This window comes from Psychrobacter sp. PL15 (genome assembly GCF_035984995.1).
Classification (GTDB): Bacteria; Pseudomonadota; Gammaproteobacteria; order Pseudomonadales; family Moraxellaceae; genus Psychrobacter.
Window position 1 is genome coordinate 91,562 of sequence record NZ_JAXCIB010000002.1, and the last position, 25,150, is coordinate 116,711.

General features: G+C 43.4%; 22 protein-coding genes. 10 read left to right on the forward strand and 12 right to left on the reverse strand.

The annotated features are described in order from the left end of the window. Nucleotides 1–412: 412 nt before the first annotated feature. Entirely contained in the window at nucleotides 413–3,349 is a 2,937-nt protein-coding gene (locus tag RCH20_RS01885) for an acyl-CoA dehydrogenase (RefSeq protein ID WP_327192388.1), read from the reverse strand. A gap of 341 nt (nucleotides 3,350–3,690) precedes the next feature. Next, nucleotides 3,691–4,374, reverse strand: coding sequence for a RadC family protein (radC, locus tag RCH20_RS01890; protein WP_209956396.1), 684 nt, complete (start codon nucleotides 4,372–4,374; stop codon nucleotides 3,691–3,693). 119 nt (nucleotides 4,375–4,493) lie between these two features. Between radC and coaBC the strand changes: the two genes are divergently transcribed. Together coaBC and RCH20_RS01900 are read left to right on the forward strand one after the other, a co-directional pair. Then, complete coding sequence (gene coaBC / locus RCH20_RS01895; protein WP_327192389.1) at nucleotides 4,494–5,879, forward strand: bifunctional phosphopantothenoylcysteine decarboxylase/phosphopantothenate--cysteine ligase CoaBC; 1,386 nt, start codon at nucleotides 4,494–4,496, stop codon at nucleotides 5,877–5,879. 109 nt (nucleotides 5,880–5,988) lie between these two features. Then, nucleotides 5,989–6,762 (forward strand): sulfite exporter TauE/SafE family protein, encoded by a 774-nt coding sequence (locus RCH20_RS01900; RefSeq protein ID WP_327192390.1) that lies wholly within the window; start codon nucleotides 5,989–5,991, stop codon nucleotides 6,760–6,762. A 124-nt stretch (nucleotides 6,763–6,886) separates the two neighbouring features. On the opposite strand, the gene RCH20_RS01905 is transcribed toward RCH20_RS01900, so the two are convergent. From RCH20_RS01905 to RCH20_RS01915, 3 genes are all read right to left on the reverse strand, one after another. Then, on the reverse strand, nucleotides 6,887–7,801 hold the full coding sequence (locus tag RCH20_RS01905; RefSeq protein WP_327192391.1) for a histone deacetylase family protein: 915 nt from the start codon (nucleotides 7,799–7,801) through the stop codon (nucleotides 6,887–6,889). 74 nt (nucleotides 7,802–7,875) lie between these two features. Further along, nucleotides 7,876–8,751: a YbjN domain-containing protein gene (locus tag RCH20_RS01910; RefSeq protein ID WP_327192392.1), complete on the reverse strand. Its 876-nt coding sequence runs from the start codon at nucleotides 8,749–8,751 to the stop codon at nucleotides 7,876–7,878. 73 nt (nucleotides 8,752–8,824) lie between these two features. Then, complete coding sequence (locus RCH20_RS01915) at nucleotides 8,825–9,925, reverse strand: hypothetical protein (protein ID WP_327192393.1); 1,101 nt, start codon at nucleotides 9,923–9,925, stop codon at nucleotides 8,825–8,827. A gap of 152 nt (nucleotides 9,926–10,077) precedes the next feature. Between RCH20_RS01915 and ccmA the strand changes: the two genes are divergently transcribed. From ccmA to ccmE, 5 genes are all read left to right on the forward strand, one after another. Beyond that, nucleotides 10,078–10,713 (forward strand): heme ABC exporter ATP-binding protein CcmA, encoded by a 636-nt coding sequence (gene ccmA / locus RCH20_RS01920; RefSeq protein ID WP_327192394.1) that lies wholly within the window; start codon nucleotides 10,078–10,080, stop codon nucleotides 10,711–10,713. 115 nt (nucleotides 10,714–10,828) lie between these two features. Then, nucleotides 10,829–11,515, forward strand: a complete 687-nt coding sequence (locus RCH20_RS01925) for a heme exporter protein CcmB (protein ID WP_327192542.1) — start codon at nucleotides 10,829–10,831, stop codon at nucleotides 11,513–11,515. 283 nt (nucleotides 11,516–11,798) lie between these two features. Continuing rightward, nucleotides 11,799–12,587 (forward strand): heme ABC transporter permease, encoded by a 789-nt coding sequence (locus tag RCH20_RS01930; RefSeq protein WP_209956402.1) that lies wholly within the window; start codon nucleotides 11,799–11,801, stop codon nucleotides 12,585–12,587. Between the two features lie 34 nt (nucleotides 12,588–12,621). Further along, complete coding sequence (ccmD, locus tag RCH20_RS01935; RefSeq protein ID WP_327192395.1) at nucleotides 12,622–12,837, forward strand: heme exporter protein CcmD; 216 nt, start codon at nucleotides 12,622–12,624, stop codon at nucleotides 12,835–12,837. Nucleotides 12,838–13,107: 270 nt separating this feature from the next. Next, nucleotides 13,108–13,608, forward strand: a complete 501-nt coding sequence (gene ccmE, locus RCH20_RS01940; protein WP_209956404.1) for a cytochrome c maturation protein CcmE — start codon at nucleotides 13,108–13,110, stop codon at nucleotides 13,606–13,608. Nucleotides 13,609–13,916: 308 nt separating this feature from the next. Here ccmE and RCH20_RS01945 read toward each other — a convergent pair whose 3' ends face one another. The 7 genes from RCH20_RS01945 to RCH20_RS01975 all read right to left on the reverse strand — a co-directional run bounded on the left by RCH20_RS01945 (nucleotide 13,917) and on the right by RCH20_RS01975 (nucleotide 22,962). Next, nucleotides 13,917–14,765 (reverse strand): aldo/keto reductase, encoded by an 849-nt coding sequence (locus RCH20_RS01945; RefSeq protein ID WP_327192396.1) that lies wholly within the window; start codon nucleotides 14,763–14,765, stop codon nucleotides 13,917–13,919. Nucleotides 14,766–15,191: 426 nt separating this feature from the next. Further along, nucleotides 15,192–16,172: a MetQ/NlpA family ABC transporter substrate-binding protein gene (locus RCH20_RS01950; protein WP_209956406.1), complete on the reverse strand. Its 981-nt coding sequence runs from the start codon at nucleotides 16,170–16,172 to the stop codon at nucleotides 15,192–15,194. A 299-nt stretch (nucleotides 16,173–16,471) separates the two neighbouring features. Further along, on the reverse strand, nucleotides 16,472–17,158 hold the full coding sequence (locus RCH20_RS01955) for a methionine ABC transporter permease (RefSeq protein WP_442793082.1): 687 nt from the start codon (nucleotides 17,156–17,158) through the stop codon (nucleotides 16,472–16,474). Nucleotides 17,159–17,177: 19 nt separating this feature from the next. Then, entirely contained in the window at nucleotides 17,178–17,948 is a 771-nt protein-coding gene (locus RCH20_RS01960) for a methionine ABC transporter ATP-binding protein (protein ID WP_209956407.1), read from the reverse strand. A 399-nt stretch (nucleotides 17,949–18,347) separates the two neighbouring features. Then, on the reverse strand, nucleotides 18,348–20,489 hold the full coding sequence (locus RCH20_RS01965; RefSeq protein ID WP_327192397.1) for a sensor histidine kinase: 2,142 nt from the start codon (nucleotides 20,487–20,489) through the stop codon (nucleotides 18,348–18,350). 105 nt (nucleotides 20,490–20,594) lie between these two features. Next, nucleotides 20,595–21,317, reverse strand: coding sequence for a response regulator transcription factor (locus RCH20_RS01970; protein ID WP_209956409.1), 723 nt, complete (start codon nucleotides 21,315–21,317; stop codon nucleotides 20,595–20,597). A 334-nt stretch (nucleotides 21,318–21,651) separates the two neighbouring features. Then, nucleotides 21,652–22,962 carry an efflux RND transporter periplasmic adaptor subunit gene (locus RCH20_RS01975; protein WP_327192398.1) on the reverse strand — a complete coding sequence of 437 codons (1,311 nt, stop codon included), beginning with the start codon at nucleotides 22,960–22,962 and terminating at the stop codon, nucleotides 21,652–21,654. Nucleotides 22,963–23,614: 652 nt separating this feature from the next. Between RCH20_RS01975 and pilG the strand changes: the two genes are divergently transcribed. The 3 genes from pilG to RCH20_RS01990 all read left to right on the forward strand — a co-directional run bounded on the left by pilG (nucleotide 23,615) and on the right by RCH20_RS01990 (nucleotide 25,035). Then, nucleotides 23,615–24,001, forward strand: a complete 387-nt coding sequence (gene pilG, locus RCH20_RS01980) for a twitching motility response regulator PilG (RefSeq protein WP_209956411.1) — start codon at nucleotides 23,615–23,617, stop codon at nucleotides 23,999–24,001. Between the two features lie 137 nt (nucleotides 24,002–24,138). Then, on the forward strand, nucleotides 24,139–24,501 hold the full coding sequence (locus tag RCH20_RS01985; RefSeq protein WP_209956412.1) for a response regulator: 363 nt from the start codon (nucleotides 24,139–24,141) through the stop codon (nucleotides 24,499–24,501). A 3-nt stretch (nucleotides 24,502–24,504) separates the two neighbouring features. Further along, on the forward strand, nucleotides 24,505–25,035 hold the full coding sequence (locus RCH20_RS01990; protein WP_209956413.1) for a chemotaxis protein CheW: 531 nt from the start codon (nucleotides 24,505–24,507) through the stop codon (nucleotides 25,033–25,035). Nucleotides 25,036–25,150 lie beyond the last annotated feature (115 nt).

Genomic DNA, 25,150 nt, shown 5'->3' on the forward strand with positions numbered 1-25,150 from the left:
TACTGCTGCTACGTTTATAAGTTTTTGGACTGTTATTCAGTATCACATTTTTGAGAACACTATAAAAGGACGGTTGGCCATGCTGTAAGATTTTTTATGATTAAAGAAGCCCGTACTATAGTCAATGAAAAGTAATATCGATATATGACCTACTGCTGGCATAAGTTTTTCTTGCTTGCTGTGCCTACGCAGACAGAAGCTGCAAAAAGCTTATACCAGCAGTACCCTAGCGTTTTTAAGATATTTTAACTATATAGAGGAAATTATATAAAAAGAAAAACCAGCCATAAAAAAAGCAAGACTGCCGCTATTGGGCAATCTTGCTTTTAGTTCTACACTCACCGTTGTTAAGTCTATAAAACTATCAAAGGCTACGTTTTGGGAAGTCTATAACTATAAGAACAGTTAAGTCTTATGCCTTATCATCTTCTTCACGGCGTATTCCATCTTTCAACTTAGCGCTATCAGACAAGCTTTTGTCTGGTTTACCCTCTGTCACGATATCCGCTATAGCGTTCGAGTCCGAGGTTTTTAACTCATCAGAACCATGGGTGCGAAGACTATGATTGTAACTCATACGTTCGCTCAATGTTGATTCAGCATCCCGGTGGCGAGGATTCAGTGCTTTTGCCTCTGGACTGACCGCAGAAAAATCGGTTTGGGCTTTGATTTCTGCTGTTGTGTGCTGCTCATCGACCATTTTGACGTCACCATCAATTTGGTAGCCATGGTCAGGATTGGCATCGCCAGTCTGCTCATGAATTCCCGCGGCAGTCTCTCCACTGTCAGTTAACCTATCGTCTTTAGCTAGTGTGTCGTCTCTAGCTTGGGCGTCATGCTTGATTTGTGCATAGTCAGTCAGTTTATGGACAGCATTCTCCAAACTGTGCGGATTGATACGCTCTTGAGCTTGCAGTAAATGCTCGTCGAACACATCGGTCAATAACGAATCAAAACGTAGCGCATTATATTTGATCAGCTGTTCGGCTTCTTCTTCGGTAATCTCGCCGCTTTGGCTGGCATGCACCACGTGGTCTTCAAAGGTTAAGCCTTCAAAACTACCTTTATGCTCGGCCTTTTTAAACTTTTGCCATAAGGGCTCAACCGCAAGCAAGGTTTGATAAGCGTGCTCCATACGTCCAGTACTGTCATCGGGCTCGGTATTGTAGTAGACCATGGTTTTGAGGTAATCGCGGAATGGATTGGCTTCAAAATCATCCATAAAGACATCACCCAATTTGCACTTAAGCTCGTCACTGGCTGGGGTAAAGATACGTCCACTTGGAAAGGTGACAAAGCTAACCACGTTGGCGGCCATCCGATTAGGGAAGTTAGCAAACAGCGACATAAAAGCTTCTTGTACAGTGTAAAGGCTATCTTGTAGCGCAACCTCGGCATGTAAACGTTCGGCTGCTGATTTACTACCATGTTGATAAAATTGTAGTACAGCAGTAGCGATGAATAAGTGGCTATGAATATCAGCCAAGCGACCAGAGAGCATTTCCTTACGTTTTAAATCTCCGGCCAGTAAGCCTAATGCCATATCGGCAGTGAGGGCAAAGCTGGCACTTAGACGGTTGATATGTTTGTAGTAAGGTAGGGTGAAAGTATCAGCAAAGCTTGGCGCGTCACTGCTACCACCGACATAACCTGCGATAAAGGCTTTGGCACCACGATTGAAGGTGTAGCCTAGATGTTTAAAGAATAAAACATCAAACTCTTTCAGTGCGCCAGCTTTATCTTCACTTTGTAATAACTGTAACTCATCGAATAGATACGGGTGACAACGCATGGCGCCTTGACCGAATATCATCAAGGAACGGGTTAAGATATTGGCGCCTTCAACCGTGATTGAAACTGGAATGGCTTGATAGGGAATCGCCAAAAAGTTACGTGGACCCATTTGAATCGCGCGACCGCCAACCACATCCATACCATCATTAACCAAATCGCGCATGGTTTCGGTGGCGTAATATTTGGCCATGGCAGTCATTACCGACGGCGTACCACCTTGGTTCAGTCCGCAAGTGACCAGATGACGAAAGGCTTCAAGCATATAAGTCTGGCTAGCAATGCGGCTAGTAGCGTCTTGTACGCCTTCAAACTTACCGACTGAGATCTTGAACTGCTCGCGAACTTTAGCAAATGCACCTACTGATAAATAAGTCATACCCCCGGCTGAGGTTGATAACGCAGGTAATGAAATACCGCGACCAACGCCCAGACATTCCATCAGCATGCGCCAACCACGACCGGCATTTTCAACGCCGCCAATAATATAATCTAGCGGAATAAACACATCCTTGCCGTCGACCGTACCGTTCATAAACGGCGAACCACTGGGGTAATGTCGTGGTCCTATAATGACCCCGTCATGATTGGCCGGTACCAAGGCACAAGTAATACCATAGTCGACTTTATTAGTATCACCAAGTAGGCCTTCTGGGTCATACATTTTAAATGCCAATCCCACCACCGTAGCAATAGGGGCCAAGGTAATCCAGCGCTTAGAAAAGTTCATTCGTAGCCCAAGCGTCTGCTGGCCATCATGCATGCCATAACAGACCACCCCAGTATCTGGGATAGCGCCAGCATCTGAACCTGCTTCAGGACCCGTTAAGCCAAAGCAAGGTATCTCATCCCCTTTGGCAAGCCCAGGTAACCAGTGCTGCTTTTGTGCCTCGGTGCCGTAATGCATGAGCAGCTCACCAGGGCCGAGCGAGTTCGGTACCATACAGCTGACAGCTGCAGTCGGTGAGCGTGAAGCAATCTTGCTCATGACCCGACTTTGCGCATAAGAGGTAAATTGTAGGCCGCCATATTCCTTTGGAATAATTAAACCCAAAAAGCCTTTGTCCTTGATGAAGCGCCATGCTTGGGGTGACAGATCTTGGTCTTCATGATGAATTTTCCATTCATCAAGCATCGCGCACAACTCTTCAACTTCATTATCAATGAAGCTCTGTTCTTCCTCTGACAGCTGCGGATAAGGATAATTGGCAAAGGTATCCCAGTTAGGCGCCCCCATAAACAGCTCTTTTTCCCACCAGCTGGTACCGGCATCCAACGCTTCGCGTTCAGTGTCGCTCATACTGGGCATTGCGCTACCTAAGGCCTTATACACGGGTTTAGTGATTAGTGCCTGGCGAATAGGTGCGATGAGTAACACCAAGCACAACAGGGCTAATGGGATACCTAAGATCAGCGACCAAGGACTAATGATGGCAGTCACTATCACCGTAATAATAGCAACGATACTACCGTTAACTCGTGATAACGACATTAAAAAAATGGCCAAGACGACGGCTAACTGGATGAGTATTGCTAAAATAAATAAGCCAATCGTCATGACTGTCTCCTTAAAAAACGTGAATAAAGAAATTTCAATGCAAATCAACAGATGCTGAGAACTAAGCTTATAGCAATCTATAAATATTTTATAAAGAACAACATTCAAATAATAACGTAGTATTTTGAGTAGAGGTACAAAAACTGAAGCTACTCGTCACCTTTTGGTAATAAGTTTAATAGTAAGCTAAATTAGAATAAGAATCAGCCAGTATACTTAAATTTTGCTATGGACTACCGACGTAAAACTACCTACTAATATGGAATGAGTCTCGATAACTATCAAGAGTGAAAGTGCTACGCTGTGTCGATAATATGTATCAGTAACGATGGCGCACACCATTAATCAAAAGGTGCCAAGCATTTTTCTGCATAAGAGAGCGTATCGTTACGTCCAACGATAATATGATCAACCAGTGATAAATCGAGTAAATCACAAGCTTTTTTTAGCTCATAGGTCAATAAGTTATCTGCGGTTGATGGTTGTGAATCGGTATGCGGGTGGTTATGGGCGATAATCAACTGGCTGGCAGCATGGCTTATGGCATGCCGTAACACATGCTTAATACAAACTGAACAGGACGATATACCCCCAGTAAATAAAATCTCAAAGTTAAGCAGGTTCAGCGCATTGTCTAAGCACAGTACGGCAAAGACCTCACGTGGTTCACCACGCAATTGAGTGCTGATATAGTCTTTGACCACTTGTGAGCGTCCCAAAGCCTGGCCGGTTTTGAGCTTACTGTCTAGATAGCGTGTGCCCATCTCAAGCGACGCTAGCATCTGCGCATATTTGGCAGGACCGATACCATGACAAGCAAGCACCACTTCTTGAGGCGCAGCCAATAATTCAGCCAGACTACCAAACTCGGTAATCAGATGCCGAGCAAGCTCGATAGCAGATTGTGCTTGGGTACCGGTACGTAAAAATATCGCTAAAATTTCAGCATCAGAGAGGTGAGTCGCCCCAAATTTTAGTAGTTTTTCACGTGGTCGGTCATCTTCGTGCCAGTCTTTAATGGCCATTATGATTCCTCCAAAGTAGGTCTATTACGGATAGATACTGAAAACCTTACACAATTTATCTCATAGTTGTTACTATGAGAGCAATTTTTATCTCCTTTTTGTTATTGATGCCCCCGCTTATGTCAAATATTGTGCTTGCTATTACTGGCGGTATCGCCGCATATAAATCTGCTATTTTCACTCGTTTGTTAGTCAAAGCTGGGTTCGAGGTGCGAGTCATTATGACTACCGGCGCTCAAGCGTTTATCACCCCGTTAACGTTGCAAGCATTGTCAGGTAACGAGGTACATACGTCCTTACTTGATGAGCATGCCGAAGCGGGTATGGGTCATATCGAACTGGCCAAGTGGGCAGACTTGGTGGTCATTGCGCCAGCGTCAGCCAATACCTTAGCACGGCTAGCCATGGGTATGGCGGACGACCTCTTAACAACGGTATGTTTAGCTACTACAGCGCCGGTCATCATTGCCCCAGCGATGAATCAGCAAATGTGGGCACATCCAGCAGTCACGCTCAACGTACAAACCCTACGCGATATGAATTATCAAATTATTATGCCGGCAAGTGGCGAGCAAGCTTGCGGTGATGTAGGCGCAGGACGACTTCCCGAACCTGAGCAACTATTGGCCGAAATAAGCTTATTTAGCGCGCAGCACACAATTCCGCAATTACTAGCGGGAAAAAGGGTAGTGATCACCGCCGGTCCAACTATTGAAGCAATTGATCCAGTACGCTATTTGTCTAATCATTCTTCAGGAAAAATGGGCTTTGCTCTAGCTCGTGCCTGCGTTGAGGCTGGCGCAGAAGTCGTCTTGATTGCGGGCGGTAAGGTATCACTGTCGACCCCGCTGAATGTCACCCGTATTAATGTATTGTCTGCCAAAGATATGCTAATCGTTGCCCAGCAATGTGTAGCGGGTACTCATCCTGCTATAGCGACTATGATGGTTGAAGAGCATCAGCATTCTGCATCTGAGTCGCACGATCATGTGCACCACGTGCATCATGAACATGGTGGCTGCGACTGCAGTGACGATCATAGCGAGCCGGACGAACACTTAGAAAACTATAGAGGCATACGCCCAGCTGATGTCTTTATCGCTACCGCTGCTGTTGCCGATTACCGTACTGAACAGGCCGCACCGCAAAAAATCAAAAAAACTCAAGATACTATGTCGCTTGATTTGGTAAAAAACCCAGATATTTTAGCAACCGTCTCTCTTGCGCATCCAGATCTGTTCGTAGTGGGCTTTGCCGCAGAAACCCAAGATGTTGAGCATTACGCCCGCGAAAAATTGATTACAAAAGACCTAGATATGATTGCTTGTAACGATGTATCGCGTGCGGACATTGGTTTTGCTAGTGATGAAAATGCGATGCAGATATTCTTCGCTAAGTGCTATGAACACGATTCAGTAGTGCTGGAGAAAACCAGTAAAGATAAAATTGCGCAACAATTAGCAACTATTATTGGCGAAACGTTATGGCAGCGCCAAGATAGTTAATGCTGTATGAGGATACGCCCTGGTACAAGCCATATTGGCAATGACCCTAATATTAGCAGTCAGCAATCGATGATAAATATGACATACCAAATGTTAAGCTGCAAATATCATGACCTATAGCGACGATACCCAGACATTGCTACTGCTAGTCATTTTTGCGTTCGCCTCACTATTACATGGGATTAGTGGTCTGGGTGTGACCTTGGTGACTACTACTGCGCTTGCCAGTATTTACCCACTACCTCACGCCATTGTACTGGTGATTTTCCCGTCATTATTACTTAATGCCATGACGTGGTTAACTGGCGGTGGGCGTAGCATTTGGCAGAATTTTTCTTATTATGGCAGGCGTTATTGGTTATTGGCATTAACCAGTTTGCTGGGCAGTATTTTGGGTGCAAAGTTATTACTATGGGTAGATAGTGCTTATATTCTATTGTTACTGGCAGTGGTGATTGCTTTTTATGTAGCAACAGCGGTACTTGGCAAGCAAATTCGTCTACCCAATACCAAGCCAGTATTGATCATTGTTGGGGTCAGTGCCGGCATCATTGGTGGTTCGACCAATGCCATGTCAACAGTCTTAATGATGTACCTATTGTCTGCTAGCGATGATAAGAACACCCTCGCTAAAGTCGGTAACATGTGTTATCTATTAGGGAAAATAGCACAAATTATCGTCTTGCGTGAGCCCATCATGGCACTCAGTAATGTCGAGTGGCAATTGATTGCGCTATTAAGTGGAATATCTGTGGTCGCGTTATTAGTTGGTATTCGTTTACGACGCTATCTGCCACCAGCGCGCTTCCGTCAGCTTATTTTACTGATTTTAACCTTGCTTGGCCTGCGTGTTGGTTGGCAAGGATTTATGGGGCTATTGTAGTTATAGAATTAGGGCAGTCATAACAACAGAATATTTATAAAACCCTCTTACTTGTCATATCTTAGTCATACATCATCATTGCTATAAATAAAAATAGCCTTAATGTCTAATGAGGTATCAAAGATCAAATCGCTAGATTAAAAAATATTTGCTGGGCAAGCCGAAAGGTATTACAGTGCGCTTCAACCACATCTTCGATATTCTCTGAATAACCACCACCCATCACAATTGCCACTGGAATATTCGCCGCTTGTGCTTGTCTTAAGACATACTCATCACGCGCCTTACAGCCTTCTTGCGACATTGCCAGCTTTCCCAGTTTGTCAGTCGCTAATACATCTACCGCGGATTGATAAAAAATGATATCGGGTGCGACTTCATCAATTAAGCGCGGTAAGGTGTCTGCTAAAATCTGTAAATATTCTGCATCACCCGTATCAGTCGCCAGCTCAATATCAAGGTCAGACACTTCCTTACGAAAAGGGTAGTTTTTTGCACCATGCATACTAAATACAAACACCCTTGGTTCAGCTGCCATAATACTGGCATTGCCATTACCTTGATGCACATCTAAATCGACCACCAAAATCTTTTGTGCCTGTCCGCGTGACAGCAGCAAATTGCTGGCGATACAGACATCATTAAACACACAAAAACCTTCGCCATGATCGGCAAACGCATGATGTGTGCCACCAGCGATATTCATCGCTACCCCATATTGCTGGGCGTATAAGGCACACTCATAAGTCGCGTGGGCGATGTAGCGACCACGATCAACCAATATTGGGGTCATCTCAAAGCCAATCGGACGTGCTTCTTTTGGGGTCAAGGTCTGGGTTTTAAGTTTGTGCCAGTACTCGGCAGTATGCGTGGTTAGAATTTCTTCTTCGGTTAGTTGTGATGGCGCAAAAAAGTTAGCACTGCTTATGGTGCCTTCAGCCAATAGACGCTCAGGAATCATGGTGTATTTTTGCATCGGGAAGCGATGTTTTTCCGGTACCGAGTAACGAAAAATATCAGAGTAGGCAATTTTTAGCATAGTGTTGACCGCGCCTAAAAAGGTTATGTTAGTAAAAGTAGTAAAGGTTGCTTGTTGATATATTTTGATGTGGTTTACTGAACGAATTGGGTCGGTAAAAAGAAGGTCCGATCATCAGCTTGTTGACGCAGCTCACCGAGTAAGGTCGGCATATCTTGTGCAGGATCTTGGGTGTTTATGAGGTCACTAAATAACTCATAGGCCACGGTAGTCATCGCAATCACGCTTTGCAATAAATGTTCAATGATAGGGTCGTCCATACCGACAGCTCTAATATCAATGGCGTTTTTATAGCGTATTTCACCATCATTGACATCCATCTCCAAATTTCCAATCAGCATGTCATAGTTTATCTGAGCAATAAGGAGCATTGCTGCGCTTTGGTGACTTTCTGGGATCAAAAACGGTAAAATACCATACAGCGCTAACAAGCCATTGTCTTCTTGAATACGAAACAGATAGCCACAGTCCAGTTGTTTATGTTTCATACGTAGTGATAAGTGGCGCGTCTGCTGGCTATCGCTGACCCTTGGTCGATAATAGGTATAGTGCCATTGTTTGTCGTGCAGATATCGTTTTAGATAATTAGTAGCTGGTGCATCGTCATTATCAGGGTTCGCCTTATCATTCGCTTTACTAATAGTCCCCTTATTAATAGAGGTTTCATTAATAGAGACCTTACTGATAGGTGATTTATTGATAGGCGCTTTATTAATAGGTGCTTTATTGACAGGCCCTTTATCGATAAAGGCTTCAGGTTTGGCATTCTGAGCGTTATTCTTACTAGTTTCACTAGGATGAGCATCAAAATCATTGCTAGTGTGTTTAATACCAGGCTGCTTGCTATCACGATGAACTTGCGGCGTTTTTGCAGCAGCAGAAAGCGCTACCGATGGGGTCAGCAGCCGCTTAATTTTTTGCCATAGACTGGGTTTATTATTGTTATTCATAAGGATTATGGTAACTGATAAATAGAAAATATTAAAACGCTATTACTAAATAAATAAGCGAGCGTTTAGCCAACTAGAGGTTATTAACAGTCAAACCTGCTTTAATATGAGGCTGGTTATAAAAAGTCTCTAACATCTCGCGGATATGAGCGGCCAACCATGGACTATCGATGGCATCATGGGCAATAGGAAGTAGGGCAGTACTCAATTGGGCCATGGCCTGCTCACTGATATTTAAGCCCGCTGCGACAGTAGCGAAGGTATCAGACTGATGGTTGCCATACCAGGTTTCTACGGCAGCAGTCACTAAGCTGTGAACATAAGGTGATACGCGCAAACGGTTATAACTTTGTTGCGCACTGGCTTCGATATGAGTGAGGCTACTATCGCCAGGCTCGTCGTTCAAGTACGTCTGTAGATGGCTAATCGGTTGATCCTTGATACCGGCCCAGCCAGTCACTAGTAGACGGGCGACTTCTTCATTAGATAAGTGGGCTTGTGCATTGGCTTCTGCGCGATGGGTGAGGTCCTTGATATTACGTCGCAAGTAAGTCTGCAATTTGTCATCGAGGTTTTTATTGGTAGCCTTTTCAAAAGAGCTGCGGCCAAGCTTCATTAATTTACCTACCCCGCCCGCTTTATCGAGCGTGCTCTCCATAAAGTCATTAATAGCGTGATAAAGAGTTTGAGTTAATAAATCAGCGAAAGCATCGTTGCCAATCAAACTATGAATCAGAAGATTGCGTTGCTGCTCGTGACTGCCAATATAGCTAGTAATAGTCTCAACTTGCGTGTCATCAATAATCTCAGATAGGGGGATATTATCGTTGATCGGATGATAAATGAGGGTATGCAAAATATCACGAATATCAGCACGCATGACTTCACTTATTGGCTGGCTCAGTAACCAGTCATTAAGCAAGTACTGCAAGTCATCGCAACTGACATACTGACTGAGTGTTTGCTCTCCTAACCATTGCCATGCTTCATTAGCAAGAGGCTCAGCGTGTTGGCGTAACCAGTGTTGCATGAACATCAGTTGAGCCTCAATTAAACCGTCTGTTGTCAATGCGGCGTCTGAGGAGGTCGCTGATAGGTCAGTAATAGCAGAGTCTGAACCAGACGCTGAGCTTTGGGCATCTTTTGAGTGTTGACTGTCTTTTGATTTTTGCATATTTTTTGAAGTCTGCTTCTGTTTTAAGATAATGACAATCGACAATTTGTTATACTGTGATGTCGTAGTGAGCATCGCGTATTATGCCACGAACGCAATATGGGTTTCTGGTGGATATTTACCGCCTACTCAGTCAATAATAAGAGGTTTTGATGACCGCGCCGTCCTTGTCTATACCCATGCTAAAATTTGACCAGCTGACTGTTCAGCGCGGTGAAATACCGCTCTGTGAAGCGGTAGTACTGAGCTTATCGGCTGGTAGCATTTGCCACTTAATTGGGGCGAACGGTACGGGCAAGACTACGTTGCTCATGCAACTTGCGGGATTATTGCCAATAACAACTGGTGCAGTTTATTATCAAGGGACAATAGGTTTACCCGTCCAGCCATTATATGTCTCGCATCAGCTGGGCATACATCCGAGTCTAACGGTAGCACAGAACCTGATATTTTTGCTGAATTTATATGGTATCACACCCAATGATGATGATATCGATCAGGCGTTGGCATGGGTAGGGTTGCAAGGTTTTGAAACCATCAGCTCAAGTCATCTGTCTGCGGGTCAAACGCGCCGGATTACCCTTGCTCGCCTATATTTGTTAACCCCGCAGGTGACCCCATTGTGGTTACTTGACGAGCCGTTTACCGCGCTTGACGTTGATATGGTGGCGCGAATGGAAACTCGATTGCGCGAGTTTGCCAGTATGGGTGGGGCGATAGTGATGACCAGTCATCAGTCAGTGGCCGTTGTCAATCAAGTGCTCGATTTGTCAGACTATATGGTATAAGGGACGGATGATGACCGACAGCCGAGTACAGGTAGCAAACGACAGTTCCGCTAGTGATAGTTCCGCTAGTGATAGTTCTGCTAGCGATGCTAATATTGCTAGTAAATCTGCCATAATGAATACGGCTGCCTCTAGTATTAGCTTTGGACAATTATGGCGACGCGAATGGCAGGTTAAGCAGCAAGGAGCGATACAATGGTTGTATCCCTTGGTGCTGTTTTTGGTCATTATTACTTTATTCCCGCTAGCGGTGGGTAGTGAACCACAATTACTGCAGCGCCTTGGGGTATCGGCGGTGTGGATTGCCGCTCTACTATCCTTGGTCATGGGCGTCGATGACTTATTTAAACCAGCACTTGATAATGGTACGTTAGCGCAGTTGGTAGTCGCAAAAGCCTCGCTACCCTTGTGGGTGCTGATTCGTTTGGCTATTCACTGGGTATTTAGTAGTGGCATTGTAGCGGTGCTCAGCTTGCTTGCTGTGCCTCTGTTCCAGCTCAGCTGGCTTGAGACTGGCGTGCTGATGGCTTCTATTGTGGCCGGGAGCCCGATGTTGCTAATGTTATCGGCTATGGCCAGTAGCTTGACCTTATCACTCAAAAACGGTGCGGTACTTGTGCCCCTGATTGCTCTACCGATGCAACTGCCAGTATTAATTTTTGCGACTGGCGCGGTTGATTTATTTGCCACAGGTCTTAACGGTTTGCCTATTTTAGCGTTATTATTAGCAGGTAGCATTGTTTCAGTATTAGTCATGCCGTGGGTCATTGCCACCACCTTAAAAATGGCTTGGTTAAATTAGACTTTTAATAATAATTTAATAATATTTTTATAAATATAAAGCTAAAATAAATGCTTGAAGCTGCAAACAAAACGATTTATTGAGCTTTACTAATTACCTAATTATGCTATTTAAACGCTTCGCATTAACAGCGTGGTGAAGATTGGCAATTTTGCTATAATAGTCATTTATAGATTTTATCCAGTGTTTAACGCCGGCAGGTTCGCGGATAGTAGCTCCAGTGAATAAGACAATCGTGCGTCTATCTGCTATAACCAATACGCTGTGCAATAGGTTCATTTCTATGCCCAATATGAATAACGTCTCATCTCCTAGCCTGTGGCAGCGTATCTGGCAAGGCTTCTTAGTCACTGTCGGTACGAAACAGTTTTTTCGTATCTTTGCGCCTTGGGTAAAGTGGCTGGCGATATTAGCCACTATTTTCTTAATAATCGGTAGTGTCTGGGGTTTGGCCTTTGCGCCACCTGACTATTTGCAAGGTAATAGCTACCGGATCATATTTATTCATGTTCCAGCGGCCAGTCTTGCTATTTCTATTTATTTTGCTCTGGCGGTATTGGGGGTGATTTATCTAGTATGGAAAATTAAAACGGCCAATCTTGTTGCCCAAGCATTAGCGCCAATAGGCTTTTTATTGTGCGTGATTAGTCTGCTAACCGGCTCTATTTGGGCAAAACCTACCTGGGGCACATACTGGGTATGGGATGCGCGTCTGACTTCAATGCTAATTTTGGCGTTTTTATATGCCGGCGTGATGGCACTATTTGCCGCATTTGAACATACCGCCAACCGGGGTAAAGCAGCGGCTATTTTATGCATTGTTGGCGCGGTGAATCTACCGATTATCAAATATTCTGTACAATGGTGGAACACCTTGCATCAAGGCGCAACATTTACCTTGACTGAAGCGCCAAAAATGTCTGCTGATATGTGGATGCCGTTGCTATTCATGGTTATTGGCAGTTATCTGCTGGTGGCAACATTGGCTATTTATCGAACCAATACTTTGATTTTATACCGAGATCAAGGCAAAGCGTGGGTGAAAGAGTATATCCGTAGTCAAAATAAGTAACGGTTAGAAAATATTATTCAGATAGGAGAAAGCCATGCAACCCTACTTTTATAGCATATCTGAGTTTATTGCCATGGGTGATCATGGGGTTTTCGTCTGGTCGTGCTGGGCAATTGCGGTTGGTATGGTACTGATTTTTGTTGGCTATAGCCGCAAGCAGAGACGAACACTGATAAAAGAGCTGACCATTCAGCAAGCAAGACAAGCTCAGCGTGCCCCCAAGAAGGGCAATAAAACTTCCGCGTTATAGTGGTATTCCAAGGTCATAGCATGACTTTAAGACCGTTAAAACTCTATTAGACTGGCATTCATTCTTCTAGTCATAGGATTTTTTAATATGAGTACCACTCAGTTTACTCAATATGCAATGGGCGTATTGATTTGTATAAAAAATGCCACCATGTAGCTATCACAAGCACATCCGATTTAACCTATTTTGAAACATTTTATTCTGAAAAAGGGCCCTTGATAGTCTCTTTTTCTGTTTTGCAAAGCAATCACTTATCAATGAGGTAGGGGTATGAACGCCGTTCGACGCAAAAAACTTATGTGGGTCCTGTTTACGTTTGCAGGCGCAGTAGTCGCAGTAGGGCTGATCCTTTATGCCATCGGGCAAAAAACGGACTACTATTTTGACCCTACTGCTATTGCCGAAGGTGAGGCCCCGCAAGACACACGTATACGCGCTGGTGGAATGGTGGTTGCTGGCAGTGTGCAGCGTGCGCCAGATGACCCGCTGAGCATCGAGTTTGCTATCACTGATTTTCAATCGACTGTTCCCGTGACCTATCAGGGAATTTTGCCGGACTTATTTGCTGAGAATTCTGGTATTGTCGCAACGGGTAAAATGCAAGGTGAAACTTTTGTCGCTGGTGAAGTGTTGGCTAAGCATGATGAAAAGTATATGCCGCCAGAAGTTGCCAATTCATTAAAAGAAAATAACCGACTGGGTGCCACGCCAAGCTCTGAGCAATATAATCCTGCTGAACCTGTTTATGAAACCAAAATACTAGAGCAATAATCACCGTTAGCAAGTTGAAGAATAAATAAAACCCCACCGACAATCATATCGGTGGGGTTTTTGTATTTACTAACTTAGTAATTTACCAGCTTAGCAAATATAGTCAATAAAAAGTAATATCGATACATAATCTACTGCTGGCATAAGTTTTTCTTGCTTGCTGTGCCTACACAGACAGAGGCTGCAAAAAGCTTATACCAGCAGTACCGTCGCGTTTTAAGCTATTTTAACTATACCTTAGTAATTTGCCAGCTTAGTAACTAGCTTAGCAAATAGCTACTAAGACTGTTTTAATCATGCCGTTAGGGTCAATCGTCCCATACAGGCGTATAGTCAGGATGTTCAATTTTTCGTCCATCACTACGAGCAAGGCTGCTAATTTTTTCCAATTCGTCAGCGCTCAATTGCACATCAATAGCATCTAAATTACCCTGTAGATGTTTAGGGTTAGCGGTTTTTGGAATGGCTATGCGGTCTTTATTTGACAAGATCCACGCAAGCGACACTTGAGCCGGAGTAATACCGTGTTTGTCAGCAATTTCCTTGATGATTTCATTATCGAACACATCACCACGTGCCAGTGGCGAATAGGCTTGTAATAAAATATGATGATTATTCAAAAAGGTCTGTAACGTTTGTTGTTTAATAAACGGGTGAAACTCAACTTGGTTAACCACGATTGGGACATCCGCATACTTTTCTGCTTCAATAATATGCGCAATATTGAAGTTAGATACCCCGATGTGGCGGGTTAAACCTTGTTTTTGCAGCTCGCATAATGCGGGGATCGTTTCAGACAGTGGCACGCGATCATCAGGCCAGTGTAATAGCAGCAAGTCAACATAGTCAGTATCGAGATTTTCTAGCGAACGCTTGGCAGCAGCAATCAGCTTTTCAGGCTGAAATTTTAAATCATCAGGAAATATTTTGGTCGTTAAAAAGAATTTGTCACGAGCAACCCCTGATTGCTTCATACCTTGTCCTACTTCCTTCTCATTGCCGTAGGCTTGTGCCGTATCAATATGCTCATAGCCCATTTGTAGGCCCTGGCTGACCACGTCAATACAGTCTTGGCCAGTTGACTGCCAAGTACCTAGGCCGAGTACAGGAATATTAGCTTGTCCAGCCGTGCGAATATTATAGGTTTTTGAATTCATATTATTAACCTTATTATTAGTGTAGTAGTTTGTTTGATTGTTGAATGTATGGATTATATAAATATAATGGAATATATGGAAAGAACTGGCATCTGATAATAAGACTCAGTTCAACTCCACTACTATAAGAAAAATCACCATCAAGCAAAAGGGTGAGTGACGATTTCCTACAAAGGACACACAGGCCGTAACATCATTGTTAGTAACGAAAACCCTTCACAAACCCATTTATTAATTGATCTTACGGATTAAAAGGGACTAAGTTTTCACTAAATACAGGCAACAAAAAACGTCTATTATCGATTGATGATAGACGTTATTGATACTTCTAAATACTAACCCTTTAACGCTGGTAGCTCGTTGGCGCTATCAGTGTCTAGGTGGCTTTTATTTTAGCTATTAGAATAAAAGCGACTGGTATTTAAATTACTGCGCAGTAGTTTTTGTTGCAGTGCTTGCAGCTGCTGCATCGGTAGTGGTCGCCGCACTAGCTTTAGGATCCCAAATTTTTGGATATTTATAGCCTGGGAAAGTATCATGCGCATATTTTTTGAAGGCTTCTGAATTATAAGCGTTAGTAACGTCTTTAACCCATTTTTTGCCCACATCAGCAGATTTGACTGCCGACCAGTTGATATAAGCAAAGCTTGGCTCTTGGAATAGCGCTTCAGTCAGCTTGATACCAGCATCGGTCGCGTAGTTGCCATTAATAACGGCAAAGTCTACTTCATCACGTGCACGTGGTAGCTGGGCGGCTTCTAACTCAACGATTTTGATATCGTACTTGCTGTTGTCAGCGATGTCCGTTTTCGAAGCTGTTAATGGATCGATATCATCTTTTAAGGTAATCCAACCCAAATCACTCATCATTACCAAGGCGCGGGCAAAGTTGCTTGGGTCATTAGGAGCAGAAATACTCATGCCCTTATAAACTTCATCCAAGCTGGTTTTTTTGCCTGAATAAAGACCAAGTGGGGCAGTAGGTACTTGGAAGACTTCTACCAAGTCGAGATTATTTTCTTTTTTAAAGGTGTCGAGATATGGCTTATGCTGAAAAATATTGATGTCTAGGTCGCCATCAGCCAATGCTAGGTTTGGGCGGACATAATCAGTAAAAGGGATTAGCTCCACTTCGTAGCCTTGAGCTTCAAGTGAACTTTTGACTTGGTTGCGTACCATGTCTGCAAAGTCACCTTCGGTAGTGCCGATAATGATTTTAGTATGATCAGGATCGATATCATTAGCTGCTGTTGTTGCAGAAGATTCGGTAGTCGAGCCTTCGGTGACTGGCTCTTCAGCAGTCGCTTCTGGTGCTGATGAGTTGCTACAGCCGACTAAGACTAAGCTTGACACGCCAACAGCGGCAAATGCGGTCGCCAATTGACGGCTGATATCTGTTAATTTCATGGGGTTTCCTCAAGAGTAAAGGTACTGGGTATTAGATTTAAATAAAATTGGGGTAGCCATTAAAAAAGCAACATTATCAGTAGTAATGCTGCTATGTTAAGTAATGCTAAATTAGTGTTAAAAGTAAACTTACTCAGTTATAAAGTCAAGCATTATACACAGGAATAATAGGCGCTGAATCCTGAGTTTTATTCATCAATCGTATCCATTACTAGGTAATCGATAGGTAACTGATAGGTATCAGTGGTGAATATAAGCGACTGAAGGCCTATAGTGGTGTTTGGCATTTATCTAACAAGTTAACGTTTATCCAATCGAGTCGCCAGCCAATTACCAAAGGCTTGGATCGATATCACCATGACTGACAGCATAATGACGATAAATACCATAACTTCAGTCTGATAGCGATAATAACCATAACGAATCGCCAAATCACCAAGACCACCGCCACCAATCATACCAGCGGCCGCGGAATAAGACAGCAAGCTGATACAAAGAATAGTGACCGATAGCACCAACCCTGAACGCGCCTCATTCAGCAGTACCTTGATAATGGTAAAAGGGCGCGCACCCATAGATTCAGTCGCTTCAATAATACCGCGTGGCACTTCACGCAAGTTTTGCTCCACCAAGCGGGCAAAGTAAAACGAACCAGCAATCGCTAGCACTACAGAGGCGGCGATAGGTCCGATGCCGGTGCCAACGAGGATTTTAGTAAAGGGGCTCATCGCAATCATTAGAATGACAAACGGGAAGGCGCGCATAAAGTTAGTGATGCTACCGAGCACACCGTATAGCGTCTTGTTCTGTAAAAATTGCCGATCGCTAGATAAAAATAAGAATATCCCAAATAGCCCACCAATCAAAATAGCGACTGTGGTCGAGATGCCGAGCATGATAAAGGTATCAAAAGATGCTTGCCAAATTTCTTTACGCAGCGCAATCAGTTTACCTATTGAGGCGGATAATTCAGCACCAGTCAACATGTTTATTTCTCCTGCCTCATTAGTCTTCTTGTACTAAACCTTGGCCAATCTGGGTGGTTGCTTGAATCAGTCCATCACGAATATCTGCGACCTCGAGCAGTTGCCCCTGGTGCAATAGTGCGGCACGGTGGCACAGCCTGCGAATGACGCTCATCTCATGGGTGACAATGACAATAGTGACCCCAAGCTGCTCATTAATATCACGCAGACAGGTTAACAAGCTACGGGTCGTAGCAGGATCGAGTGCACTGGTGGGCTCATCAGCGAGCAAGACCTTTGGGCTTGGCGCAATAGCACGTGCAATACCCACGCGCTGCATTTGTCCGCCTGATAGCTGTGCAGGATAGTGGCTGGCACGATCAATCAAGTCTACAATCTCAAGACAGTCCATTACTCGCTTATGGATATCGCGGCTAGGATAGCCTGCAACCGTCAAATTGAACGCCACGTTATCAAATACCGTGCGATTGGACATTAGATTAAATTGCTGAAAAATCATACCCATATTATGCCGTGCAATACGCAAGTCACTAGCAGATAGCTGGGTCAAATCTGTACCATCGATAATCACCTGACCACTATCAGGACGCTCAAGTAAGTTAATCAGCCGCAGTAAGGTAGACTTCCCTGCCCCTGAATAGCCCATTAAACCAAAGATTTCACCTTGCTGTATAGACAACGACGTCGGCTCAACAGCAGTAAACCGATGTGGCTTACCGTCTTTGTTTTTTATCGATCGGTCGCTTAAAAAGCTTTTGGTCACGTCATTTAGAACGATCATGTCACTCATGGAAGGCTCGAAATATTAGTAATAAAATAGCGGTTGAAAAATTAAATATGCGATTGCGCGATAACAGTATCAAAGGCAATATCAATATAATAAGGGGCCGTAATATAGCATATTATTAAGCGCTTTGGATATGCACATCCGTGACAAGCTTATGACAATATTGCCACTAACAGCATTATTGTCATGTTATAGAGGAGAGGTACTTGAGCCCAGTTTCTGAGGCTTCCAGAGACATAAATAGGGGCTAAAACTATACTAGCGCCGTTATTTTAAGACGCCAATTTTCTTAATAAGTAAACAACGAGTGCGCTGCTGGTCTGCTTTAGCTAACTGTACGGAAAGAATAGATCATGTTGAACCAAGCATACCAAACGGTTGACAATACAGGCTGTTTATTGGCTACAGCTGACTGTCTTGGTAGCTACGATTAGCGTCATATTTGACTGGAATCACAACTAAAAATCTAGTATGACCGTTAATAGTATCCGTAATGATACGACCCTGATGAGTCGCAACAATTTGTGCAACCAAGGACAAGCCTAGGCCTGAGCCCTTATTTTTTTGCTGCAAACGTACGAATGGACTAAAGATCTCTTCGCGTTTGTCTTCAGGAATACCGTCACCTTCATCAATTACCGCCAGTACGGCATATTTCGGCAGCACGGGCGAGGTTTCAGCTTTAGACTTTTTTAGATGCTTGGTAAATAAGTTTTCTCTACGCGGAGCAGTAGCTGCGTCACTTTTGGCATTACTGTCATTGTCAGAGTTGCTATCAGTTTTAGATTTACTATCATTTTTAGGAGGGGTCTTGCTACTCTTATCATCATCATCGAGGCTAATATCCGTAGGTTTTACGGTCGCGTTGATGGGATTAGAGGGTTCTGGGTTAATATGAGCGTTGTGGTTGTTGCGATCGTCGGTGGGTGCATCTGGCACCACATTCCAAATGACCTTTTTAATTTTTTCTGCCAAATCTGTGGTTAATTTATTATAATTTCTGCTAAGTGAAATATCTATTGTAGTTTTGGGCGTTTCATTGACTGGTAGTGATGGTTGATCGCTCTTAGTATGTTGTTCAGTAGTCATTTCAGTCGCAGCATTCGCTTCTTTGTGGTCATCATTATCATCAACACTGGTTAAAGTTTTGCCGTTTCGATAAATAACAGGTGCGGATAGTGCCGCTACCTCGTCTGAGTTTTCTAAATCGACGGTGCCTAAACCTTCAGTATCAGACTGTATATTAACCCGTTGGCCGTTAGCATCGACTTCATAGTGATTGCTCTCATTCATCAGTTCATCGTAATAATGATAGTCTATGTCATTGTAATCAACGAAACTGCTGGACAGTATTGATTGCAACAGATAATCAGGTACGATACCTGCCTCATCCATAGTTTGTACACCATAGAGCAAGACGGTCACCGGTGGTACACCATGTAACATGGCATTATTTAATAGATTACGAATTAAATGAGTCAACATTGATGACTGACCTTCAATCGCAATATGCTCACCGATTAGAGTCGCCTCAGAATAGTGCTGGCGTTCTTGATTGACCAAATCGTACAAATCTAAGCGCTCAACTTGCTGTATAACATGACCGGCATCTAACCGACTGACCAACAGAATACTTTCGACCAAGTCATTGAGTCCTGACAAGTCGCGATTAACGGCTTGGGCTCGCTTATCGAATTTAGCCTTGGTATCCAGAGGCATGGATACGGTAAGCATATCCATCATTTCAATTTGCAAACGAATGCGGGTGATGGGTGTGCGCAATTCGTGAGAAGCATGCGCCAATAGCAAGTTATTAGCATTGATAAGGTGTTCAATTTTTTGTGCTGCTTGGTTGAACCCGCGGGCCAGGGACGCAATTTCATCATTACCGCGTGCATTAACCCGCACGGTAAAGTCGCCGTCGCCAAGCTGAGTCATTTGCTGGCTCATCTGGTTGAGACGCCAAGTCATGGTGCGAGCAATCCACCACAGCACACCCGCCATAATCATCAGCAATAGCAAGGTACCGGTAAATAGATTTAGTGCAGCGGACAGTACCGGGCTTTTGGGAACCATGCGTGATTCATAAAGTAGGGTATAGCCGGTGCTACTATATACTTGTGATTGCTGAATAGTCGGGGTGTCTGAAAACGAGGGAAAAACACGCGATAATAGAGAAGGGCTTGCTGGTAGCTTTAGCGGTAAATCACTATTGTCTGTTTGCATGAGCAGATGACCCTCACTGTCATATAAGCCCATTTTTGCTTGCAATGATTCATCAAAGATATCAAAGCTTTTTTTGACTACCGCCAGCATAAAGCGAGCTTGTAGACGATTGTCCTTACCAATAGCGATGTTTAGCTCGTGTAAAAAAGGGTCTATCTGTCCCAAAATCTGTGTCGCGACTACCTCTGAGCGTATACCCGCATCTTTGTCATGTACCAATTGCGTGAGGAGCACCATCGCTACCGCGAACAAAATAAGTGCCAGCATAACACTGGCAAATAGCTTGGCAAATACGGAGCGAAAACCCAGCTGCTGCATTAAACAATCTCTATTATCATACGCTCAGATCAATTTATACCATTGGCTAGCAATAGTGGCAATGATACTTATTCTAACTTTTGTTAATCAGTTGTTCTTGCTTGATTAAACTTGGTCCGTCGCAAATTGATAACCGACCCCGCGCACCGTAATAATGCGTTTTGGTTGACGTGGGTTGTCCTCAATCAAGGCACGCAGACGTGAAATATGGACATCAATAGCGCGGTCAATATTGTCTGAACTGTCGTCGTTTGGCATCGCTTGCCATAGCTGCTCACGGTTCAGCACCTTACCCGAGTGAGTGGCAAAGTAATGCAGTAGCTGGAACTGATGCGTGGTCAAACGCACCGACTGCTCATCAATAGTCACTTCATGGCTATCAGGAAAGACACTCAAACGGCCAAAAGTTAAACTATCCGACTGGCTATCAGCTTGATTGGGCTGCTCATGACGGCGAATAACTGATCTGATGCGTGCCAACAATTCACGTGGCTCAAAAGGCTTGGCCATATAATCATCCGCGCCCATCTCTAGGCCCAGTACGCGATCCGTAGTATCCCCTTTGGCGGTAAGCATGATGATAGGGACTTTATTGGTCATGTTGTTTTTATTGCCACGAATTTTTTGGCAAACCTGCATGCCATCCATATCAGGTAGCATTAAGTCCAGTACTACTAGATCAATATTGCGCTCTTTAGTCTCTAAAATATCAAGACCTTCTTGTCCGAGTCCGGCATGATGCACATCGTAGTAATTCATGGACAGATAATCACTGATTAGTTCTGCTAGATCTGGATCATCTTCAATTAGTAGAATTTGCTTGCTCATGATTCGTCCTCAAGTGGTCGTTATAGTGGGTTAAAGGGTTAGCTATACCTCAAAACAGAACTGCTCTTGCTAAAGTAAAACCAATTATTATGTAAAAGTGGCTATTTGTAAAATATTAAACAAAAAGCTGAGCGTTGTAAGCATTATAGTTATAGGCGCTTGTTATTCTTTATGTCGTGAGCAACAGCTGGGGTTCAATGATTAGCAAGGCAGTAACTCACTGTATAGCCTAATAATAGAGCTATATTGCCTAAATAAGACCTTATTAAACAAGACCTGCTTTGTTAATGTTTCTACATAATGTAACTGTAACTACAATCTACAACGAAACTTATTAAGAAACGACGACTTTTTTGCCAGCAGACTCTATCGGCAAGTCAGCCAAACAAATCAGACTGTCATTGCTGATGCCTGCGATCAAATACTGCCCTGTACTGGGATTATAATTGATCACTTCAATAGGCTGGCGCGCTAGGCGTTGGTCCTGTTTAATAATCCATACATTAGCGGCTAATGGTGTCAGAGGCTGATACGGCGGTTTTTGTAACGTGGTCAAGTCGACATCGTGAAGCGCATGTTCAGGAACAACAGCACCTACCTCTATCTGACCATAATTGACTCGGCCTGTGACAAACATATCTGGTTTGAGAGTATTGCGGCTAGCCTCATTTTCCACCACGTGTACATAGACTAACAGCCGATCACTAGCCACCAAATCACTGACTTGACCCGTAAATACCTCTGACAAACCTTGGGCAGTGAAGTTCACCGTTTGGCCAACTGATAGCTGCGGTTTAGCTTGGAGGGGCAAGGTAGCAATAAAATGTAGGTCGGTGTCATCGCTAAGGGTTAACAAGGGCTCACGAGGGTCAAATTTCTGTCCAGCTTGAGCATATAAGGTATCCACCCGCCCTGAAAAACTGGCACGTATGATTATGAGTTGAGATAAATTTTCGGAATTTGCCCCATCGTCTGTAATATTATCAGCCGCAGTGATACGGGGGCTAATATTAGATTTAGACTGAGTAGATTGAGGGTTAACGGATTCAGAAGTACGGTTGCGGTCTGTTGTTAGCTCAGTAGCTTGGTTGGCGTTAGTGTTGTTTTTATTGTCTGGCTGAGCATTGGGTAACTGCTTCGATGGTTCTGATGATGAGTGGTCTTTGCTTATGACACTATTTATAGTATTTTGGTTTGCTGCTTGGTTATCAGTAGCTGCAGTGTTGTTTGATTTTTTGGTAGTGGCGTTTACAGAGTCGGATTTTTTGATGATTGTTTCATTAGCATCTGTGTGCGGTTCGCCAGTGTCAATTTGGCGCCGTACCATTAATAATGGCGCACCTTTCTCTACCAATTGGCCTTTTTTGACCAATACTTGTTCTACCTTGAGTGCGCGTGCCGCCATAAGTTGTGTCTGTTTGACAGGCTCAATATTGCCCTGTAGTCCAAGGCTTGGCTGATAACGTGAGGGCTTTATATTTAAAATATGCTCAGGTGTCATGGTCACGCTATCAGCACTAATAACAAAGGGTGTGTCTATGGCCTCATTCTTAGGAATAGTATGACGTTCATCAGCAGGTGCCGGCGGCTGGCAGGCAACAAGCAGCAAAATACTTAATAAATAAGCACTATTTTTGCAAGACATAAAGAACTTCATACCAATCACCATCGTAGACGTCTTTTTATTATATAGTGAAATAAGACCAGGTGGAACTACAACGCAATAGCTAACTATTAAGGCGCCACTATAGATAGTGAGAGTAGGTAGTAGCAACACTGTGAAAACACCAGCAACAGGGTCAGCAAGAACAGGGTCAGCAAGATATTTTCAATGATGGTTTAACCTGGTCTTGAACACGATAATTCTAGCCTTCAGCCCGTTAAATAGCTGGGGAAATATAGTGAGTTGGGCTAAAACCATCGTTACAAAATAGCCTGATGTATTTATATCCTAAATTCAGCATATTTTTACCAAGTAATATTACTATGAAGCCTCACTGCTATTAGGCTGCAATGTCATGTTGACTGCTGAGTTTACTAAGATAATTAATGATAAATTGCGTATAGTAGCCTATGATAACTTGATGTTTAATAAAATTTTACTATCATGGAGAGCGGCAATAGGTAATGACAGTTAGCGCCACCGCTCATACGGCAAAGCCAATAGCTACCAAAATCTTAATAAGAGCTATTTTACAGCTCAAAATAATAATCAACAGTAAGCATCAAAAATAGTGACAATAATAAATAATTGTTCATAAAATAACTATAATGGAAAATAATAATGGAAAATAATAATGGAAAATAATTTTGCGGGCCTAAAAGTCATGATTATTGATGACTCAAAAACCATTCGTCGTACAGCAGAGACTTTATTACAAAAAGCTGGCTGTGAAGTGGTTACTGCCATTGATGGCTTTGATGCGTTAGCTAAGATTGTCGATCATAACCCCGATATCATCTTTGTCGATATTATGATGCCACGTTTAGATGGTTATCAGACCTGTTCACTGATCAAAAATAACCCTGATTATGCGAATAAGCCAGTAATTATGCTGTCCTCAAAAGACGGCTTATTTGATAAAGCGCGTGGGCGTATTGTCGGTTCTGATGAATATTTGACCAAGCCATTCAGCAAAGACGAGCTGTTTGAAGCCATTAGTCATTATCGCCAACAGATATAAAGACGACACTTAGGCTGGGCGTAGCAAATTAGCCGCACAAATTTATAAAATATATTGGTTATGGTTCTAAATGAGCTCATTAGCCGGCTTGAATTATATATCTTGACGGATATTATCCGTAAATAAGGGGAACACTCATGACTACTATTTTAGTCATTGACGACTCGCCATCTGAAATGGCAAAATTTCATGACATACTCGCTAAGAATAATTATCAAGTGTTAGAGGCGAGCAATGGTGAACAAGGGTGTCAGATGGCAGCTGAGCATTTACCAGATGTGATATTGATGGATGTGGTCATGCCTGAAATGAATGGCTTTCAGGCTACTCGTAAAATAACTCGAGATCAAGCGACTGCTCATATTCCTGTGGTCATGATCAGCACCAAAAATCAGGAAACTGATCGGGTTTGGGGTAAGCGTCAAGGTGCTAAAGAATATGTGACCAAGCCGGTCGACGAGTTGGCTCTGATTAACGTTATTCGCAAAGTTATGGAGTAACTTGTGGCTTCCAGAGGATTCATTGAGCTTCTGCGTTTGGCTGACATGGCACGCGCGCGTAAAACTGGTCATCAAGGAGGGCAGAAATCCGATTGGCAAGGTGTGGTTTTTGAGGTTGGTGGACAGCGATTAGTGGCACCTATGGGTGAAATATCAGAGATACTGATGATGCCTGAGTATACTACCTTGCCGTTGGTGCAGCCTTGGATGCTGGGTATCGCTAATATTCGTGGACGTTTATTGCCATTGACCGATCTGTCTCAGTTTTTGCAGGTTGCCAGTCATATGCCGCAAATGAGTCAGCGTAAAGTCATTGTCATCGATAATGATAGCGTGTTTTCAGGAATACTCGTCGATCAAGTGTTGGGTATTGAACCGTTTAATCGCGGTCAGTATCGAGCAGAAGCTATCGACAGTCAGTCACCATTTGCTCCTTATAGTCATGGTAAGTTTTTTAAAAACCAACAAGACTGGTTCATCTTTATGCCCAGTCTACTGGTGCGAGATCCTCGCTATATTGATGCTGCGATATAACCACCTATAATAAAAAATTGTTGATTATAACGACCCTGTAATAATAATTGATAGTACTGCATATAAGCGCTACTGACAGCTGTTATTGGCATAATAGTAATGGTTAAATTCGGTT

What these genes read in the sequence shown, in the direction of transcription:
- RCH20_RS01885 (WP_327192388.1), bottom strand. Translation starts at nt 3,349, where the DNA reads ATGACGATTGGCTTATTTATTTTAGCAATACTCATCCAGTTAGCCGTC.
- radC (WP_209956396.1), bottom strand. Translation starts at nt 4,374, where the DNA reads ATGGCCATTAAAGACTGGCACGAAGATGACCGACCACGTGAAAAACTA.
- coaBC (WP_327192389.1), top strand. Translation starts at nt 4,494, where the DNA reads ATGTCAAATATTGTGCTTGCTATTACTGGCGGTATCGCCGCATATAAA.
- RCH20_RS01900 (WP_327192390.1), top strand. Translation starts at nt 5,989, where the DNA reads ATGACCTATAGCGACGATACCCAGACATTGCTACTGCTAGTCATTTTT.
- RCH20_RS01905 (WP_327192391.1), bottom strand. Translation starts at nt 7,801, where the DNA reads ATGCTAAAAATTGCCTACTCTGATATTTTTCGTTACTCGGTACCGGAA.
- RCH20_RS01910 (WP_327192392.1), bottom strand. Translation starts at nt 8,751, where the DNA reads ATGAATAACAATAATAAACCCAGTCTATGGCAAAAAATTAAGCGGCTG.
- RCH20_RS01915 (WP_327192393.1), bottom strand. Translation starts at nt 9,925, where the DNA reads ATGCAAAAATCAAAAGACAGTCAACACTCAAAAGATGCCCAAAGCTCA.
- ccmA (WP_327192394.1), top strand. Translation starts at nt 10,078, where the DNA reads ATGACCGCGCCGTCCTTGTCTATACCCATGCTAAAATTTGACCAGCTG.
- RCH20_RS01925 (WP_327192542.1), top strand. Translation starts at nt 10,829, where the DNA reads ATGAATACGGCTGCCTCTAGTATTAGCTTTGGACAATTATGGCGACGC.
- RCH20_RS01930 (WP_209956402.1), top strand. Translation starts at nt 11,799, where the DNA reads ATGCCCAATATGAATAACGTCTCATCTCCTAGCCTGTGGCAGCGTATC.
- ccmD (WP_327192395.1), top strand. Translation starts at nt 12,622, where the DNA reads ATGCAACCCTACTTTTATAGCATATCTGAGTTTATTGCCATGGGTGAT.
- ccmE (WP_209956404.1), top strand. Translation starts at nt 13,108, where the DNA reads ATGAACGCCGTTCGACGCAAAAAACTTATGTGGGTCCTGTTTACGTTT.
- RCH20_RS01945 (WP_327192396.1), bottom strand. Translation starts at nt 14,765, where the DNA reads ATGAATTCAAAAACCTATAATATTCGCACGGCTGGACAAGCTAATATT.
- RCH20_RS01950 (WP_209956406.1), bottom strand. Translation starts at nt 16,172, where the DNA reads ATGAAATTAACAGATATCAGCCGTCAATTGGCGACCGCATTTGCCGCT.
- RCH20_RS01955 (WP_442793082.1), bottom strand. Translation starts at nt 17,158, where the DNA reads ATGTTGACTGGTGCTGAATTATCCGCCTCAATAGGTAAACTGATTGCG.
- RCH20_RS01960 (WP_209956407.1), bottom strand. Translation starts at nt 17,948, where the DNA reads ATGAGTGACATGATCGTTCTAAATGACGTGACCAAAAGCTTTTTAAGC.
- RCH20_RS01965 (WP_327192397.1), bottom strand. Translation starts at nt 20,489, where the DNA reads ATGCAGCAGCTGGGTTTTCGCTCCGTATTTGCCAAGCTATTTGCCAGT.
- RCH20_RS01970 (WP_209956409.1), bottom strand. Translation starts at nt 21,317, where the DNA reads ATGAGCAAGCAAATTCTACTAATTGAAGATGATCCAGATCTAGCAGAA.
- RCH20_RS01975 (WP_327192398.1), bottom strand. Translation starts at nt 22,962, where the DNA reads ATGTCTTGCAAAAATAGTGCTTATTTATTAAGTATTTTGCTGCTTGTT.
- pilG (WP_209956411.1), top strand. Translation starts at nt 23,615, where the DNA reads ATGGAAAATAATTTTGCGGGCCTAAAAGTCATGATTATTGATGACTCA.
- RCH20_RS01985 (WP_209956412.1), top strand. Translation starts at nt 24,139, where the DNA reads ATGACTACTATTTTAGTCATTGACGACTCGCCATCTGAAATGGCAAAA.